Raw genomic sequence first — 17,665 nt, forward strand, 5'->3', positions numbered from 1 at the left:
CCCGACTTTATTAATCACCGCGCATTTGATAGAGAACGGACGGTTCCCCCTACAGCAGGAGTCGTCATGCAGCTGTCGGTTCGTTCTCCCAGGGTCCTTTGCCCCTTCCTGCTCGCCGTCCTGGCGCTGTCGGTCCTGCTCGCGCCCGCCGCCCGGGCCTCGGACCGGAAACAGATCCTCCTGCTCAACTCCTACCACCAGGGGTTCCAATGGACCGACGAGGTCTGCCTGGGGCTGACCGACGTGCTCCGGCCCCGCGAGACGGGCATCACCATGCACGTGGAGTACATGGACACCAAGCGGGTGGCCTACAACGCCCACTACGAGCAACAGCTCCTGAACATCTACGCCCACAAGTACAAGGGCGTGCCCCTGGACCTGATCCTGTCCACGGACAACGCGGCCTATGACTTCCTGCTCCGCCATCACGACGAGCTCTTTCCGGACATCCCGGTGGTTTTCGGCGGGGTCAATTTCTTCAGGCCCGACCAGCTCGAGAACCACCCCCTGTTCACGGGCGTGGCCGAGGTCCTGGACGCCCGGCAGACCATCGACTGCGCCCTCAGGCTCAGGCCCGGCACCAAAACCGTCTACGTGGTCAACGACTACACCTGGTCGGGCGCGGCCGTGCGCAAATCCATTGAGGAACAGCTGCGCGGCCTGGACCCGGAAGTCACCGTGGTCTTCTCCGGGAATTCGGACCTGGCCGACATCCTTCAGCACGTGGACCGGCTGCCGACCAATGCCGTGATCCTGCTCAGCGTGTTCAACCGGGACAAGAGCGGACGGTTCTACGACAAGAGCGAGGTGGCCCAGGCGGTGTCCGCCCACGCCCGGGTGCCGGTCTTCGGCATCCTCAAGGGGGACATCGGCCACGGCATCGTGGGCGGCATGCTCTCCAACGGCCACGACCAGGGGCAGGCCATGGCCCAGATCGCCCTGCACGTCATGTCCGGCCGCAGTCCCGGTGAAATCCCGGTCCTGCACGGCAGCGCCTACGCCCCGGTTTTCGACTACGTCCAGCTCAAGCGGTTCGACCTCAACCTGGCCAAACTCCCTCCGGACAGCGCGATCAGCAACCGCCCCGAATCCTTCTACCGCGAGCACTCCGCCGTTCTTTTGGGCGTGGTCGGGTTCGGCGCCCTGCAGACCCTGATCATCCTGGCCCTGATCCTGAACATCACCCGCAGGCGGCGCGCCGAAAAGGAACTGCGCACCGCCCACCGGACCCTGGAAGAGCGGGTCAAGGAGCGGACCAGCGAGCTGCGCCAGTCCGAGGAGGTCCTGCGGACCATTTTCGACTTTTCCTACGACGCCATCATCATCCACGACGGCAGCGGCCGCATCCTGGAAGTGAACCGGCGGATGATCGAGATGTTCGGCCTGGAGGGCATGGACCCGTCGGGCGTGTCCCTGTCCCGGGATCTGTCGAGCCGGGAAAACCCCCTGCACTCCATGGCCGGGACCATTCGCGAGGTCCTGGGCGGCAAGCCCCGCCACCTGGAATGGCGCGCGCGCCGCTACCGGGACCACCTGGAATTCGACGTGGAGGTTCACCTGACCCGGATCATCTACCGGGGCGAGGAGGCCGTCCTGGTCAACGTCCGGGACATCTCGGAGCGCAAGGAGTCGGAGAACGCCATCCGCCAGAACCTGGTCAAGTTCGAAGCCATCCTGGAAAACTCCCTGATGGGCATCGCCATGTCCGTGGGCCGCAAGATCGTGACCATCAACCGGCGGGGCGCGGAGATATTCGGCTATTCCACGGACGAGATCCAGAACAACACCCTGAATCTGCTGCTCGGCCACTACCAGACCGAGGACGACTTCGTCGTGGCGGCCAAGTCCGCACTGACCGAGCGCGGTGAATTCAATACCGAGCAGGCGTTCAGGAGCAAGAACGGCTCCACGATCTGGTGCCGCATGTACGCCAAGACCGTGGACCGCCGGGACCTGTCCAAGGGCGTCATCTGGGCCTGGGACGACGTCACCGAGAACCGGCGAGCCCAAGAGGACCTGTTGCGCACCCGCGAGGACGCCGAGGCCGCCAACCGGGCCAAATCCGAGTTCCTGGCCGCCATGAGCCACGAGATCCGGACCCCCATGAACGCCATCGTGGGCATGACCGAGATCACCCTGCAGACCGACCTGACCGAGGACCAGCGCGACTACCTCAAGACCGTCAAGGACTCGGCCCAGCACCTCCTGTCCATCATCAACGACATCCTCGACCTGTCCAAGATCGAGGCGCGCAAGCTCGAACTGGACCACGTGGATTTCGACCTGCCGTTCCACGTCAAGACGACCATCAAGGGGCTCGAGCTCCAGGCCCGCCAGAAGGGGCTCGACATGGCCCTTCAGATTGACGGGTCCGTCCCCCACTGCGTCAAGGGCGACCCCCTGTCGCTGAGGCAGGTGCTGGTCAACCTGGCGGGCAACGCGGTCAAGTTCACTCACCGCGGGTCCATCACCATCCGCGTGCGGGCCGCCGCGGGCCCGGCCCCGGACGAGAGCCGGACCGTGGGCGTGGCCTTTGCCGTGGAGGACACGGGCATCGGCATCCCGCGCGAGTTCCTGGACTCCATTTTCCAGAGCTTCTCCCAGTCCACCCGCGCCTTCGGCGGCACCGGCCTGGGACTGGCCATCTGCAAGCAGCTCATCTCGCTCATGGGCGGGGACATCCGGGTGGAGTCCACCGTGGGCAAGGGCAGCGTTTTTTCCTTCACGGTCTGGTTCGAACAGGGCTTCTCCTGCCCCATGCCCGACGAGGACGACATCCACCGGCGGCCCGAGGCCCCGACCCGGCCCGTGCGCGTGCTCGTGGCCGAGGACAACGACGTCAACATCATGGTCACCACCCTCAAGCTCGAGGACCTTGGCTACTCCTACGCCGTGGCCAAGACCGGGCTCGAGGTCCTGGACCTGCTCAAGCGCGAGCCCTTTGACCTCATCCTCATGGACATCGAAATGCCGGTGCTGGACGGCATCTCCACCACCAAGGCCATCCGTTCGGCCGTGCCGGGCGGGCCCATCGCGGACCCGAATATCCCGATCATCGGGGTCACGGCCCACGCCCTCAAGGAGTTTCGCGACAAGAGCCTGGGCGCGGGCATGGACGACTACGTGGCCAAGCCCGTGGACTTCAACGAACTGGCCGTGATCATCAACCGGCTCATCGGCGCGGCCCCCGCGCCCCCGCAGCCCCCGGACGCGGGCACGGTCCAGGCCGAGGCCGAACCCATGGACGCTCTGCCGCCCTGGACCCCGGAAGCGGCCATGGAGCACCTGGGCGTGGACGAGGCCATCTTCGCCGACTTCCTGGTCACGGCCAAAACCGAACTCTCGCTGCTGACCGAAGAGCTGGAGCAGGCCACCGGCGCGGGCGACACGGCCAAGGCCGGAGAACTGGCGGGCACCGTCCGGTCCGTGTGCACGGCCATCGGGGCCAACGCGGCCGCCCTGACCGCCGCCTCCCTGGCCGCCGCCTGCGCGGGGAAAGGCGACGAAAACGGGCTTTTCTCCCGCCTGCGCGAAGAGATATCCAGCCTGATGAAAATCATGGACTAAGATTTTACAGGGACCTATTCTCCCAGGTAGAAGTGGGAAATGTCCGTTCCGTCGTCCTGGTCCGCGTACCGACTTTTCGAAAAGGAGGAGAGCCATGCCCGGTGAGGAGTTTGCCGAGTTGCGGAAATTCGTGGCCCCGGAGTTCGTCTTCGGCCCGGGCGCGGCCATGCTGGCCGGGCAATACGCCGCCAACCTCTCCACCAAAAAGGCCCTGGTGGTCTCCTGCCGGGCCCTGGAGGCCATCGGCTGCACCGGTCGGGTCGTGGACTCCCTCACCCGGGAGGGCGTGGCCTGCACCGTGTTCTCGGACGTGACCCCCAACCCGCGCCACGAGGAGGTCATGGCCGGGGCCGAGGTCTACCGCCGCGAGGGCTGCGATTCCCTCGTGGCCGTGGGCGGCGGATCGCCCATGGACTGCGCCAAGGCCATCGGCATCGTCTGCACCAACGACAGGCACGTCCTCGAATTCGAGGGCGTGGACAATGTGGAACGGCCCGGGCCGCCGCTCATCTGCATCCCCACCACCGCCGGAACCGCCGCCGACATCTCCCAGTTCTGCATCATCAACGACACCGACCGGAAGGTGAAAATCGCCATCGTGTCCAAGACCATGGTCCCGGACGTGGCCCTCATCGACCCCAAATTGACCCTGACCATGGACGCGCGGCTTACCGCGCACACCGGCCTGGACGCCCTGACCCACGCGGTCGAGGCGTTCGCCTCCAACGCCGCCTCGGCCATCACCGACCTGAACGCCATGGAGGCCATGCGCCTCGTCCGCAAACACCTGCGCAACGCGGTCGAGCGCCCCGACGACCTGGAGGCGCGCACCGGCATGATGCTCGCTTCCACCTACGCGGGTCTGGCCTTCTCCAACGCCATTCTCGGCGCGGTCCACGCCATGGCCCACAGCCTGGGCGGCCTCCTGGACCTGCCCCACGGCCTGTGCAACGCCATCCTCCTGGACCGCGTCGTCGCCTACAACTTCGACGCCGAACCGGAGAAATACCGCCGTCTGGGCGTCATCCTGGGCGCGGACATCCCGGAGGAGACCTCCATCGACGAGGCCAGGGAACGCACCCTGGAGGCGATCCGCGACCTGAAGCGGAGCGTGGGCGTGACCCACACACTGTGCGAACTGGGCATGACCGACGAGGACCTGCCCCTGCTGGCGCGCAACGCCCTGTCCGACGCCTGCATGCTGACCAACCCCAAACAACCGACGGCCGATGAGCTCATCCAGATATTCAAAGCCACCTGCTGATTCCGAACCGGTCCAGGCCACGGAGCGCGAAAAGCTCATCGGCCTGGGCAAACGTTCCATCAGCAAGAGTTACTACCCGGAACTCAAGAGCCGGCTGGATGAACTCGAACATTTCCGCGCCCTGCTCGACAGGGTCAACGACGCCATCTTCGTGGTCGACGCGGACAGCGGCGTCATCCTGGACATTTCGGGCGCGGCCGACGCCCTGCTCGGCTGCGGCCCGGAACAGCTGCGGGGCATGAGCTTCAAGGAGATCCTGCCTCCGCACATCCGCCGCCACGCCAACAACCTCTTCCACAACGAGACCAAGACCGTGCGTCTGGAGACCGAATTCATCTGCCCCTTCTGCGACGGGCAGCCCCCGGTTCCGGTGGACCTGACCCTCAGCCTGGTCTCCTTCCAGGACCAGCGCCAGGCCATCATCGTGGCCCGCGACATCAGCGAGCGCAAACGCTCGGAACGCGCCCTCAAACGCAGCCACGACCAGTTGGAGATCCGGGTCCGCGAACGGACCAAGGAACTGGATCAGGCCAACCGGGCCAAGTCCGAGTTCCTGTCCACCGTGTCCCACGAACTGCGTACCCCCCTGACCGCCGTGCTCGGTTTCGCCAAGGTCACCCGCAAGAAACTCATCGGCTCCATCTTCCCGGCCCTGGACCGCATAGCGGACGACGAACTGAGAAACGAGATGGAGGTAGTCCGCAAGAACCTAGAGATCATCGCAGGCGAAGGCCAGCGCCTTACTTCGCTGATCAACGACGTCCTCGACCTGGCCAAGATGGAGGCCAACCGCGTCGAATACGTCATGGCCCCCATTCACCCCGAAGAGTTCATCACCCGGACCGTGGAGGTCACCTCCTCCCTGTTCGACGACAACAACCTGACCCTGAACCTGAACATCGAATCCCACCTGCCCATGGTCAAGGGCGACATGGACCGGCTCATGCAAGTCATGGTCAACCTCTTCTCCAATGCCGTGAAGTTCACCTCCCGGGGCGCCGTCACCTGCGCCGCCCGCGCCGTGGAAGACACCGTGCGCATCAGCGTGGCCGACACCGGCATCGGCATCCAGCCCGAACTCCTCGAATCCATCTTCGAGGAATTCACCCAGGCCGGGGAACACCTGTCCAACCGACCCGCCGGAACCGGACTCGGCCTGACCATCTGCAAACACATCGTCCACGAACACGGCGGCCATATCTGGGCCGAAAGTACACCCGGCCAGGGCAGCAAATTCATCTTCACCCTGCCCGCCTTGAAGCGCGGTTAGCGGTCTGGCGTGAAGGGGGATGGAATGCCTCCGGCGGCCCCTTCGGGTGGAGCCCTCGCCGGGGGGCGTCTCCGACGGGCAGGGCGCTGCCCTGGACCCCCATGTTCGCTTCGCTCAGGGGCGTGCGGACGCGGAAGACTACGACAAAGACGCCTTCCGCCGTGCCGGTTGGCGATTCCGGGCAGGGGAAACGGGTGTGACGCCGTGCGCATTTCCATAAGATCGCCCGCCGTTCCCCCTGCCCGAAATCGCGGGGTTTATTTTTTGGAAAGGGCTTGGCGCAATGGGTACTGCCGTTTTTCAGAAATAAGAAAACGCCGCAAGACCGCTTTGGCGGGTTTCGTCCACGCCCGCCTGCGGCGTTGGGCAACCGTCCCGAAGGGTTCGCGCCGGGCGGCCCTCCGGGGCCCGTGGACGTCCGGCGCGAACACTTCGGGACACCACCCGGCCGAGCTACTCACACTCCCCCACGCGCAACAATCCGCCATCCCGCTTCGCACCTTCGCCGTAGGCGACCCAAAAAGTTTGGGAAGGGGGTCCAGGGGGGAACCCTTTTCAAAGGGTTCCCCCCTGGCGGGGTCTGGGGCAGCGCCCCAGCCGCCGGAGGCCTCCCCGCTCGTCCAAAAAGAGACGCGCCCTCCCAGAAGAGAGCGCGTCGTGTTCGCGGCGACGGGTGCGGGGCGGTTGGTCAGGCCGTTCCCGCGTTGCCGGTGCGGCTGGAGGTTGAGGCAGAAGGCGTGGAGTCTTGGAGGCCGCTCTGTTCGAGGTCGTGGGCGAGGGGCTCGAGGAGCAGGGAAATAAGTTGGGCATTGGGCGCCGGTTTGGACAGGCGCAGGATGGTGAGCGCCACGAGAATGACAAGCAGCAGGAGCGCGACCGGGACGGCGGCACACATGACGGACCTCCATGTTTGGCACAGGAGACCAGACCGGTGTTACGGAAATATGGAGGGCTCGTGACCCTTGGGTGACGTTGCGGGGACTAGTCCGCTTTTTCGATGATCAGGTTGGGCAGCTCGTCGGTGTCATCGGGTTTGATGGGGAACCGCTTGGTGAGCATTTCGCCGCACCGGGTCACGCCTGCGCACAGGGCCTCGCCGGGTTTGCCCGCGCGGATGCCCTTGGTGACCAGGGTGACGACCTCTTCCCAGGCCTGAGGGTTGACCAGGTCGTTGATGCCCTTGTCGGCCAGGACCTGGACCGAGCGCTCGTAGACCGAGACGTAGAGGATGATGCCGGTCTTGTCGCGGGTGTCGTGCAGGCCGTGGGCGTGGAAGGCGGTGAAGGCGGCCTCGGCCACTTCCTCGCGCATCTCGCGTTTGGAGACAAACGGGCGCTTGAGGGCCGGGAGGGCGTCGAACAGGCGCGAAAAGCAGAAGAACAGAGCCAGGAACAGGGCCAGGAAGACCCACATGTCCTCACGGCCCAGGGCCAGGGTCAGCGCCACGGCGACGAGCGCGCCGAGGATGAGGCTGCCGATGAGCCCGGCCCTCGGGTAGTCGTAGCTCATGGTCGCGATGACCGGCACGATTTCGCCTGAGGTCGTGGCTTCGGCCTTCTTGACGCACTGAACGAGCGCGTCCTGTTCCGCTTGGGTGAGAAATGTTTCCGCGTTGCGCATGGGTTGTCCCTTTTGTTTACCAGCCGCCGGAGGCGCCTCCGCCTCCGAATCCGCCGCCGCCGAACCCGCCGAATCCGCCGCCGCCAAAGCCGCCTCCGAATCCGCCGCCACCGCCGATGCGCGGGCCGGGCATATAGATGAAGCCGGGGCCGCTGCGCCGGACCGTGTTGGCTCCTTCGGTCGCTCCGGGGATGCGGCGGCGGCCAAACTTTTCGGTCAGCAGGATCATGAAGATCATGGGGCCGATGAGGATGGCCAGGATGTTGAGCTTGCTCTTGCGCTTCTTGGGCAGGGCGGTGAACTCGCCGCGCACGGCACCGGTGATGGCGGTCACGCCTTCGAGGAAGCCCTGGTTGTACCGTCCGGCCCGGAACTGTGGGGTGATCACGTTGTCGATGATCTGCCCGGCCAGGACGTCGGTCAGGCGTCCTTCCAGGCCGTAGCCGACCTCGATGCGGATCCTGCGGTCTTCCTTGCTGACCAGGAGGATGACCCCGTTGTCGAAGTCCTTGTGGCCGACCTTCCAGGCCTCGGCCACGCGGATGGAGAAGTCCTCGATGGCGTCGCCCTCAAGCGACGGGACGGTCAGGACCGCCACCTGGGTGGAGTCCGACTCCTCCAGGGCGGCCAACTGGCTCTCGAGGGTCTGCCGGGTCTGGGGCGACATCATCCTGCCCAGGTCGTTGACCCGCGTGGTGTACGGCGGAACGTCCAAGGCCAGGGCCGTGGCGCTCAGGCCGAGTACCAGGACCAGGGCCGCGAACAGGGCGTACAGTCTGTTTGTGGGGAAGCGCACCGCGATGCCCGCCTAGGACTCGGACCCGAAGTTGACCTTGGGTGCGGTCTTTGCCTCCGGGGCAGCCTCGAAGAACTCCTTGCGCTCCAGGTGGAGCAGCAGCGAGTTGGTCAGGGAGTTCGGGAACTTGCGGATGGAGAAGTTGAAGGTCTTGACCGCATCGTTGTAGCGCTGCCGGGCCACGTTGATGCGGTTCTCGGTGCCCTCGAGCTGGTGCTGCAGGGCCAGGAAATTCTGGTTGGCCTTGAGGTCCGGGTATCGTTCGACCACGACCATGAGCCGGGACAGGGCCGAGGAGAGCTGGCCCTGGGCGGCCTGGAAGTTGGCCAGGGCGTTCTTGTCGGTCAGCATCTCCGGGGTGAGCTTGGTCTGCGTGGCCTTGGCGCGCGCCTCGACCACGGCGGTCAGGGTGGATTTTTCGTGGGCGGCAGCGCCCTTGACGGTCTCCACCAGATTGGGGATCAGGTCCGCGCGGCGTTGCAGGGCGGATTCCAGGTTGGCCCACGCGCCGTAGACCTCTTCCTCCTGCTGTTGCATGGAGTTGTAGCCGCATCCGGCCAGGGAGGCCGCTATGAAAAGGGCCGCAAGGACCGTGACAAGTCGTTTGAGCATGGCTTGTTTTCCCTTGGTTGGGGTTTGTCTTTGTTGCGCAACAAGATGCGCCCGGCAGCGTGAAAGTCAAGGCGTGCCGGGGGGGGATTGTCCGCAATCCGGCTATTTTTTCTTCTTGGCGGGCCGTTTGAGCCGCTTGCCGGCGGCCAGAAGCTTGCGCAGCTCGGCCGCGGCCTTGACCATGTCGGAGTCGTGGAGCAGGAACCGCTCCTTGGCGGTCTGGAAATGCCAGCCCGCGGGCCGGGTCAGGAACTTGGCCCCGCGCGAAAGCAGGTATTCCTCGGCCTCGGTCTCGGCGGCCACCCCTTCCAGCTCGGCCAGGATTTCCTCGCGCTTTTGCATGTCCCGGAGGAACTGCGCGATCTCGTAGACGGAACGCAGCAGGTCCTCCGGCTGGATATCGGTGTCCTTCTTGCGCCCGGAGAGATGTCGTTGGAGTTCGTTGAGGTCCGTCTTCAGCTCCTTGATCTCGAACAGGGCCTTTTCTTTTGAAATATCAATTTTGTCGGTAAGTTGCTTGTAGATCGCTCGCAATTTCTGTGTGGACATGGAACCTGCTCTTCACCTTGCTGTTACCCCGGATTATCAAAAGCCTAGTTTAGGCTAGCCCATTTTCCGGGCGGTCCGCAACCGGTGGAGCCATCATTTTTCGTGTATTTCCGCGCGTCCGCCGGTCAACTCGACCACGGTGCGGGCAAACCCGTCCACGTGCTCCTCGGGCAGTTCCACGGTGAATTCGGCCACGTCGCTGAAGGCCTCGTCCGCCACTTCGGCCTCGAAGCCGGGCAAAAGCCGCTTGAAGAGGGTCACGGACGGGTAGGGCAGGGACACCCCGAGGCGTCTGGTCACGATCATGTCGCGCAGGGGCAGGGTTTCCAGGCCGAGATTGACCAGCCCGGCGTAGGCCCGGACCAGGCCGCCGGTGCCGAGCTTGGTCCCGCCGAACCAGCGGGTGACCACCACCGCGATCTCGCCCACGCCCGAGTGGAGCAGGACGCCCAGCATGGGCTTGCCCGCCGTGCCGCCCGGCTCGCCGTCGTCGCTCAACCCCACCCGGGCCGTGTCGCCCGGCGGACCGGCGTTGAAGGCCCAGCAGTTGTGCGTGGCCTCCGGGAATTCCTCCTTGACGGCGGCGACAAAGGCGCGGGCGGAGTCCATGTCCGGGGCGTGGTTCATGGAGGCCATGAACCGGCTGCGCTTGATGGTCTGCTCCACCCGGTGGAAGGCGGCGGGGATGGGGTAACGTTCGGCCATGGGCCGGTGTAGCCCGGCCGATTAAAAAGGGTCAACCCCGGCTCGGCTCAGGTCCTTTCGGCCAGCCGGCGGAGGTCCCCGCGCAATTGGGCTTTCAGTTCCGGGAACACGCCCCGGTCCGGCAGCAGTGCCAGGAGCTGCTCGAAGTGGCCGGTGTCGATCAGCCGGTTGTAGGCGTAGGCGAAGTGCAGGTCGTGGACCCAGGCGCACAGGAACAGGACGAAGTCGTTGGACCAGCGCATGGACGCGTACGGGATGAGCCTGCGCTCCCGGGTGCGGCGGACCACGTCGGGCGAGACCTCGTCGGGGTGCACGGTGATGCCGTATTTGATCGCCCTGCCGGTCAGCTCCTTGTGCAGCAGGCCGCCCACGCTGTTGCGCACCGCGTCGAGCTTGTCCGCGTCCCGGACCATCTCGGTCACCATGCGCGCGTCCGGATTCATTCCTTCAGGCAGGGCGGCCCGGTTGTGCAGGCGCACCGCCTCGATGACCACGGAGCGCCAATGTCCGTCCAGGCCGTCCAGCACGTCGGAACCGGCCAGGATGCGCGCGCCCTCCGCGCCGTGGTCGTATTCGGTGCCGTCGTCGGCGGTCCGGCGGTCCACCAGCTGCGCGAACCGCCCGGTGTCGTGCAGAATGGCCGCGATCTCGGCGGCCAGGGCAAGGTCGGGATCGGGCCGTTCCTCCGTGAGGATGTGGCGCACGTGGGCCAGCACGCGCATGGGATGCATGATCTTGCGCCGGACCCGGATGCGGAGTTCATCGGGCGCGCGGTCCTCGAACGTTCGGCCCAGGTCCACGAGCCAGCGGAGGGAGCGGGTGATGCGGGTGTCCATGACCGGAGTGTAGCGCAAGCCGAAACGGGTTGCCAGCGGGCTAGGACCGGATCCCCGGCTCCTCCTCCATGAGCGCCTTGAGGATCAGGCCGAAGAAGCCGCCGTCTTCGCCCATGTAACGCCAGCCGAGTTGGGAGGAGCAGCCGGTGCACAGGACCACCTGCCAGCGGTAGCCCGGGAACCAGGTGAACTCGCCGGTCTCGGGCCCGGCCGGGGTCAGGTTTTTGGCCGAGGCGAAGCAGCCGAGTTCGAAGACCAGCCCATCCGGGTTGAAGAACACATGCCGGTGGCGGCCGTTGATCTTCATGCCCAGGTCGCGCCGGGTGATCCGGCTGCGGCACGCACGGCAGACCAGCACTCCGCCGGTCTCCGCCTCCACTGGTTCCAGGCGTTCGCCCGGCCGGTCTCCCGCTCCCGGACCGCCCGGCGAATCGCCGGAAGGCGGGACTTCCCGGTCCTGTTCCCGGCGCAACGCTCGCGCCGCCGTCTTGCAGTCTATGGCCATACGGGACCTCCACTCCGCCTATACCCCACCGGCCCCCATTGGTCGAGTGCGCAGAATTTTCTTCGTTTTGCATGCATCTTGTGCTTCCTTTTTTTCCCGTAAGATTACATTATGCCATCAACGGCACAATGAATTGCGGCCATCAGGTGGTCGTAGCGGACATTAACTGTTGCATATTCAATGTAATACGAACGATTGGAGGAAATCATGAAGTTAAGCGCACGCAATCTCATCCCCGGCACCGTCAAAGAAGTCACCATCGGCCTGGTCAATGCCGAGGTCGTCATCGAAATCGCTCCCGGCGTGGAGATGGTTTCGGTCATCACCAAGAATTCCGTGGAACGCATGGGCATCAAGGTCGGCGACAAGGTCGACGCCATGGTCAAGGCCACCAGCGTCATGATCGCCAAGGACTAACCTCGGCGCAACGGATGAAAGCCAGGCGGACGCCCTTCGGAGCGTCCGCCTTTTTCTATTGGGCCGAGAGGGAGAAATCGGGAAATGAAGGCCGCTTCGCGGCGAACGTCGGGTGACTTCGCCTCTGGCGGGCAAGGGGCGCACCCTTGCAGCCCTCTTCCGCGCCTTCGGCCCGGTTGGAGTTGACCCTTTTGATGCCCGGCCGTACAGATGGATCATGCCCGGCAAAATCGATTCCCCGCATCTGCGGTTGTGCGACGCCTGCTGCGACAACTCCGGCACCAACAAGGAGATGGTCAAAACCGGCGGGTGCACCTGCGACATCTGCGGCTGGGCCTGCAAGTGCTGCGGCGACGACGGCAAACAGTTCGTCAACAAGGTCCTGGTGCGCACCATCCCGGCCGAGGGGTGGGCCTATCTCCAATGGCGCAACAGCCGCAGCCTCGTGCCCCTGGACTGGGAACGGCTGTTTCGCCATGGCCGGGCTGAAGACAATAAAAAAGACTGAGTTACTGAGCTGTTAAAGATCATCCAAAACAATAGATAGCTAACTATACATCAGTCGGGCGGGCAAGACAGCGTCTCAGGCAAAGAGTATGGGCCGGACCAGAGAGGCGGCGATGGACCACATGGTCAGGCAGACCGCCCCGTCCAGGATGCGCCAGGTCAGGTCGCGTGAGAACAGCGGGGCCAGGACCTGGCCTCCCAGACTCAGGCACAGGAACCAGGTGAACGAGGCCGCGAACGCGCCCAGGCCGAAGGCGTATCGCGCCGTGCCCGGGAATCGTCCGCTGACCGAGCCCATAAGCACCACGGTGTCCAGGTACACGTGCGGATTGAGGAGAGTCACGGCCAGGGTCAGTGCCAGGGTGCGACGCAGGCCCTGCTCGACTTCCTGCCGCGTCTCCATTGACCCGCCGCGCAACGCCGCTTTCAACGCGCCCAGGCCGTACCAGGCCAGGAACGCCGCCCCGGCCCAGGCCGCGATCAGCCCCAAGGTCGGGTTGGACGCCACCATCGTGCCCACGCCGGTCACGCCCAGGCCAATGAGCAGGCCGTCGCACAGGATGCACAGCGCCGCCACCGCCAGATGATGGTTGCGCCGGACGCTCTGCGTCAAAACAAACGCGTTCTGCGCCCCGATGGCCACGATCAGCCCGCCTCCCATGGCATACCCTTGTATGAATGGTGTCATTTGTTGTGCCTCCGGCGGCCGAGGGAAGGGGAAGAGGGAACCCTTTGAAAAGGGCTTCCCTCTTCCCCTTCCCCCGGACCCCCCATCCCCTTCTCCCTCCTAAACTTTTTGTGCCGCTTCGCGGGGAGGGGTGAGGGTGGTTGGTTCAGGTTGTTGTTGATTGAAGTTGTAGAGGCGAGGCGTGGTGGTGTAAAACTAATTGTTTTCAGTGTTCATTAGAAATGCTAATGAACAGGCATGTTGGATTACAAGTTGCTTGAGGCCTTTGCCGCCGTGGTCGGGGAAGGCGGGTTCGAGAAGGGCGCGCGGGTCCTGCATCTGACCCAGGGGGCCGTGTCCCAGCGGGTCAAACTGCTGGAGGAACAGGCCGGATGCGTGCTCCTGGTGCGTTCCTCGCCGCCCCGGCCCACCGTGGCCGGGCAGGCCATGCTCAAGCATTTCCGACAGGTGCGGCGGCTTGAAGAGGACCTAAGCGCGGGGCTGGGCCAGAACGAGGCCGGGTTCGACACCCTGCCCGTGGGCGTGAACGCCGATTCCCTGGCCACTTGGTTCTTTCCGGCCCTGGACGGCTATCTGGACGCCGAACCCGTGCTGCTGGACCTGTCCGTGGACGACCAGGCCGAAACCCTCAAACTCCTCAAGGCCGGCGATGTGCTCGGCTGTGTCGCGGACCGCGCCGAACCGGTCCAGGGTTGCCGCGTGGAGTATCTCGGCGACATGGATTATCGACTGTATGCCACACCGTCATACAAAACGAAATGGTATAAGAACGGCGCTGTGTTGGAGAGCGTGGAGAACGCCCCTGTCCTCGTCTTCAACCGCAAGGACGTCATGCACGAAGTCCTGTTGGGCGAGGCGCTGGGGCAGCGGCCCAATCTGCGTTCGCCCTTCTATCTGCCGTCGGCCGAGCAGTTCGCCCCGGCCGTGGCCTCGGGCCGGGTGGCGGGCATGCTTCTGGACCAGCAGGCCGCGCCCTATCTTGAGCATGACGAGATCGTCGATCTCCTGCCCGGGCACGTCTTCACCGTGCGCCTGCACTGGCAGTGCTGGAACCTCGAATCCGCCCGGCTGGCGTCCTTCACCGACGCTCTGGTCCAAGGCGCGCGCCGCCTGCTCATCCAGCGCCCCTAGGTTTGCCCATGCCCACCCTTTGTTGTATTCACCGGGAAACATTCGCCGCATCAAGGAGTCTTTCATGAAACGGTTCGCCCTGGCCCTGTCCGTCCTCGCCCTCTTCCTCGCCTACGGTTGCTCCAAGACCTACTATTCCGCCATGGAATCCGTGGGGTACGACAAGCGTGAGATCCTGTCCGACCGGGTCGAAAACGCCCGCGAATCGCAAAAGGACGCAAAGGAGCAATTCGCCTCGGCCCTGGACCAGTTCAAGTCCGTGGCCGCCTTCGACGGCGGCAAGCTTGAGGCGGTCTACGAAAAACTCAACGACGAATACGAGGACTGCAAGGACCAGGCGGACGACGTCAAGGCGCGCATCGACTCGGTCGAGGACGTGGCCCAGGCACTGTTCGACGAATGGAGCGGCGAGATCAAGCAATACTCCAGCGCCAAGCTGCGCCGGTCCAGCGAACAGAAATTCGCGGCCACCAAAAAGAAATACAACGGCCTGATCCGGGCCATGCGCAATGCCGAGAGGAAAATGCAGCCCGTGCTCAACGCCTTCCACGACCAGGTTCTCTACCTCAAGCACAACCTCAACGCCAAAGCCATCGCCTCCCTTCAGGGCGAACTCACTTCCATCCGCTCCAACGTGGACTCCCTCATCAAGGAAATGGACAAATCCATAGCCGAAGCCGACTCCTTCATCGAGACTTTGGAATAACGGCGGTTCCAGACAACCCAAAAGGGCCTGCAACCATTGGTCGCAGGCCCTTTTGGGTCGAGGATGTTTCAGGCGTTCTTGAAGGCGTTTCCCCTCGCCCTATTTGACGATCATGACGGAGTTTCGGGCCTTTTCGGCCACTTCGTGGGACACGCTAAACCCTTTGGCGAACCAGGGTTTGAGGGATTCGGAGGCGAGGATGAGGGAGAAGTCGTAGCCGATGGTGATGATGGTTTCCACGGGGTCGCCGACCTCGACGAGGATTTCGGCGGGTGTGGTGCCGAGTTCGCCGAGGATCTGGGCGGCTTCCTGGGCGGCTTTCCGGGCCGAGGCGAGGTCGGCCTCGGTGGGAGCCACGGACAGGATGGACAGGGGGTACCGGCAGGACTGGAAGTAGCGGCTGACCATGGGGAGCATGGCCCGGGACTGGTCGGTGTCCTGGACGCAGACCAGGTGGTTGCGGCCGGGTTCGAGATTCCGGGCCACGATGACCGAGCAGTGCGCGTGGGCGGCGATCTGGAGGGCCAGGGGTTTGCGGGAGAAGAGTTTTCTGAGCCCGGTCATGGGTTCGGGCGAGGCGCCGACGATGACCACGTCGGCCTTGAATCGCTTGGCCTCGTCGGACACGGCGGTGGTCACGTCCTTGGCGGTGCGCAGCCGCAGGGAGATGATGCCGCCGCAGGGGTTCTCGTAGTCGCGGATGTACTCGCCCGCCGGGTCGCCCTTGATCTCGCTGTGTTTCCATTCGCGTTTCGCGCCGGGTTCGATCTCGCCCAGTTCCACGAGGATGTCGCGGGCGGCCTTGAGCTGGCGAAGGCCGGGCAGTTCGAGCCCCCAGTCCAGGACGTTCTCGCGGGCCACGCGCACTTCCATGCCGCCGGAGTTGAGGCCGCTGTCCAGGGGCCGGACATAGAGCAGGGCAATATCGGCGCAGGCGGTCTTGGATAGGCGGACGGCGTAGCGCAGGCTGGCGTAGGCTTCGGGGCCGCCGCCGATGCAGATGAGGATGCGCATGTTGAGCTTGTCGTCCGAGGTCATGGACAACTCCTTAGAGGCCGATGAGGGGCCAGTACAGTTTGGATGCCGTCAGGAGCACGATAAAGGACATGAGGGCCATGCGCCAGCCCACTTTCATGAAATCCGTGGGGCGCAGGTAGCCCGAGGAGTAGACGATGGTGGAGGCCGGGGTGCCGATGACCGTGAAATAGGCGAACGCGCTGGAGATGGCGGTGACCATGCCCACGGCCAGGGGGTTGGACTCGGTGGCCAGGGCGATGGTCAGGACAATGGGGCCGAGCACGGCCACGGCCGCGCCGTTGCTCATGGTGTTGGTGATGAAGGTGGTCAGGAGCATGACCGCGGCCAGCAGGCCGAGGCCGGTGTTGAGGCCGAACGGGGCGAGCCCGTCCATGAACATGCCGGCCACCCAGGCGGCCGCGCCGGTGTCGCGCATCTGCACGCCGAGCGAAATGGCGGCGGCGTAAAGCAGGACTACGCCCCAGTTGACGCCTGAGTTGAGGTCCTGCCAGCGGACCAGGCCGGTGACCAGGAAGAGGACCGCGCCGAGGATGGCGATGGTGCCCATGCCGTATTTCGAGGAAAAACCGACCCAGCCCGCCAGGGTCAGGAGAAACAGGACGATGGCCACGTAGTGGCGGCCGGTCAGAGCCCCTTCGCTGCCGACCTGTTCCCTGAGTTTGGCCACGGCCGGACCGAGGTCGCGCAGGTCGGTTTTGAAGGTACGGCGGAGGATGAGGTGCATGAGCGGCAGCTGGATGAGGAAGATGGGGTAGGCGTAGATCATCCAGTGCAGGTAGGAGACCGAGTAGCCGTGGGTGGCCGGGTCGTCCGGTGCGTAGAAGAAGTCGCGCAGGTAGTCGATCATGATCGCGTTGCGCGCGCCGCCCGACGGGGTGCCGATCCCGGCCATGGCGCAGGCGTAGGAGATGGAGAAGAGAAAGAGCACGGCCAGGGCCCTCTGCTGCTTGGCGTCGTCGGTGGCCAGCTGGATCAGGGACAGGGCCACGGGCAGCATCATGGCGGCCACGGTGTGCTCGCCGATGAACGAGGCGAGCAGGCCGGAGAAGACCGAGATGCCGAAGGCGATGGCATAGGTGGATGAGCCGGTTACCTTGATGATCAGCAGAGCCAGGCGCTTGTCGAGCTTCTGTTTGACCAGGGCCACGGCAAGCATGAGCGAGCCCATGATGAACAGGACCGAGTCCTTCATCAGGGACTTGGCCACCAGCGAGGAATCCAGCCCGAGGAGGAAGACCTGGCCGAGGATGATCAGCAGGGCCACGGCGGGCAGGGGGATGGGCTCGGTGATGAACAGGATGGTCGCGCCCACGGTCATGACCAGCACGCGCCAGCCCTCCTGGGTGACGCCCTCGGGCGGAGGCAGGAGCAGCATGGCGGCCTGGATGGCCAGGGTGAGGAAAAACCAGCGTTTTTCACGGAGAAAATGGATCACGGTACGGGCACTATACATG

General features: G+C 64.8%; 18 protein-coding genes. 7 read left to right on the forward strand and 11 right to left on the reverse strand.

The window, feature by feature from the left end; all coding sequences use genetic code 11:
• Positions 1–66: 66 nt before the first annotated feature.
• The 3 genes from BerOc1_RS08480 (at position 67) to BerOc1_RS08490 (ending at position 6,101) form a co-directional block, all read left to right on the forward strand.
• The gene (locus tag BerOc1_RS08480; protein WP_071545282.1) at positions 67–3,567 is read left to right on the forward strand and encodes a PAS domain S-box protein; all 3,501 of its coding nucleotides are present in this window, start codon (positions 67–69) and stop codon (positions 3,565–3,567) included.
• A 94-nt stretch (positions 3,568–3,661) separates the two neighbouring features.
• Positions 3,662–4,831, forward strand: coding sequence for an alcohol dehydrogenase-like regulatory protein ErcA (gene ercA / locus BerOc1_RS08485; protein WP_071545283.1), 1,170 nt, complete (start codon positions 3,662–3,664; stop codon positions 4,829–4,831).
• Positions 4,797–6,101 carry a sensor histidine kinase gene (locus BerOc1_RS08490; RefSeq protein WP_071545284.1) on the forward strand — a complete coding sequence of 435 codons (1,305 nt, stop codon included), beginning with the start codon at positions 4,797–4,799 and terminating at the stop codon, positions 6,099–6,101. The genes ercA and BerOc1_RS08490 overlap by 35 nt, the downstream gene beginning before the upstream one ends.
• A gap of 688 nt (positions 6,102–6,789) precedes the next feature.
• Here the strand turns inward: BerOc1_RS08490 and BerOc1_RS08495 are convergent.
• The 8 genes from BerOc1_RS08495 to BerOc1_RS08530 form a co-directional block, all read right to left on the reverse strand.
• Positions 6,790–6,996 carry a hypothetical protein gene (locus tag BerOc1_RS08495; protein ID WP_071545285.1) on the reverse strand — a complete coding sequence of 69 codons (207 nt, stop codon included), beginning with the start codon at positions 6,994–6,996 and terminating at the stop codon, positions 6,790–6,792.
• Positions 6,997–7,082: 86 nt separating this feature from the next.
• Complete coding sequence (locus BerOc1_RS08500) at positions 7,083–7,721, reverse strand: TPM domain-containing protein (protein ID WP_071545286.1); 639 nt, start codon at positions 7,719–7,721, stop codon at positions 7,083–7,085.
• Positions 7,722–7,737: 16 nt separating this feature from the next.
• Complete coding sequence (locus BerOc1_RS08505; protein WP_071545287.1) at positions 7,738–8,517, reverse strand: TPM domain-containing protein; 780 nt, start codon at positions 8,515–8,517, stop codon at positions 7,738–7,740.
• A gap of 12 nt (positions 8,518–8,529) precedes the next feature.
• The gene (locus BerOc1_RS08510; protein ID WP_071545288.1) at positions 8,530–9,129 is read right to left on the reverse strand and encodes a LemA family protein; all 600 of its coding nucleotides are present in this window, start codon (positions 9,127–9,129) and stop codon (positions 8,530–8,532) included.
• Between the two features lie 102 nt (positions 9,130–9,231).
• Positions 9,232–9,678 (reverse strand): hypothetical protein, encoded by a 447-nt coding sequence (locus BerOc1_RS08515; RefSeq protein WP_071545289.1) that lies wholly within the window; start codon positions 9,676–9,678, stop codon positions 9,232–9,234.
• A 93-nt stretch (positions 9,679–9,771) separates the two neighbouring features.
• Positions 9,772–10,383 (reverse strand): YigZ family protein, encoded by a 612-nt coding sequence (locus BerOc1_RS08520; protein WP_071545290.1) that lies wholly within the window; start codon positions 10,381–10,383, stop codon positions 9,772–9,774.
• A gap of 47 nt (positions 10,384–10,430) precedes the next feature.
• A complete protein-coding gene (locus BerOc1_RS08525; RefSeq protein ID WP_129586508.1) occupies positions 10,431–11,237 on the reverse strand; it encodes an HD domain-containing protein in 807 nt (268 codons plus the stop codon).
• Between the two features lie 22 nt (positions 11,238–11,259).
• Entirely contained in the window at positions 11,260–11,724 is a 465-nt protein-coding gene (locus BerOc1_RS08530; protein WP_071545292.1) for a cereblon family protein, read from the reverse strand.
• 207 nt (positions 11,725–11,931) lie between these two features.
• Between BerOc1_RS08530 and BerOc1_RS08535 the strand changes: the two genes are divergently transcribed.
• The gene (locus BerOc1_RS08535; protein ID WP_071545293.1) at positions 11,932–12,141 is read left to right on the forward strand and encodes a TOBE domain-containing protein; all 210 of its coding nucleotides are present in this window, start codon (positions 11,932–11,934) and stop codon (positions 12,139–12,141) included.
• Positions 12,142–12,358: 217 nt separating this feature from the next.
• Positions 12,359–12,649, forward strand: coding sequence for a hypothetical protein (locus BerOc1_RS08540; protein ID WP_071545294.1), 291 nt, complete (start codon positions 12,359–12,361; stop codon positions 12,647–12,649).
• A 75-nt stretch (positions 12,650–12,724) separates the two neighbouring features.
• Here the strand turns inward: BerOc1_RS08540 and BerOc1_RS08545 are convergent, their stop codons facing one another.
• Entirely contained in the window at positions 12,725–13,336 is a 612-nt protein-coding gene (locus BerOc1_RS08545) for a LysE/ArgO family amino acid transporter (protein ID WP_071545295.1), read from the reverse strand.
• A gap of 237 nt (positions 13,337–13,573) precedes the next feature.
• Between BerOc1_RS08545 and BerOc1_RS08550 the strand changes: the two genes are divergently transcribed.
• Positions 13,574–14,467: a LysR family transcriptional regulator ArgP gene (locus BerOc1_RS08550; RefSeq protein ID WP_071545296.1), complete on the forward strand. Its 894-nt coding sequence runs from the start codon at positions 13,574–13,576 to the stop codon at positions 14,465–14,467.
• 64 nt (positions 14,468–14,531) lie between these two features.
• The gene (locus BerOc1_RS08555) at positions 14,532–15,173 is read left to right on the forward strand and encodes a DUF2959 domain-containing protein (protein ID WP_071545297.1); all 642 of its coding nucleotides are present in this window, start codon (positions 14,532–14,534) and stop codon (positions 15,171–15,173) included.
• Positions 15,174–15,272: 99 nt separating this feature from the next.
• On the opposite strand, the gene BerOc1_RS08560 is transcribed toward BerOc1_RS08555, so the two are convergent.
• Both BerOc1_RS08560 and BerOc1_RS08565 read right to left on the reverse strand, forming a co-directional pair.
• Complete coding sequence (locus tag BerOc1_RS08560; RefSeq protein WP_071545298.1) at positions 15,273–16,211, reverse strand: universal stress protein; 939 nt, start codon at positions 16,209–16,211, stop codon at positions 15,273–15,275.
• A 10-nt stretch (positions 16,212–16,221) separates the two neighbouring features.
• Positions 16,222–17,664: an SLC13 family permease gene (locus BerOc1_RS08565; protein ID WP_242652925.1), complete on the reverse strand. Its 1,443-nt coding sequence runs from the start codon at positions 17,662–17,664 to the stop codon at positions 16,222–16,224.
• Between the last annotated feature and the right edge of the window lies 1 nt (position 17,665).

It is taken from the genome of Pseudodesulfovibrio hydrargyri, from assembly GCF_001874525.1.
GTDB lineage: Bacteria > Desulfobacterota > Desulfovibrionia > Desulfovibrionales > Desulfovibrionaceae > Pseudodesulfovibrio > Pseudodesulfovibrio hydrargyri.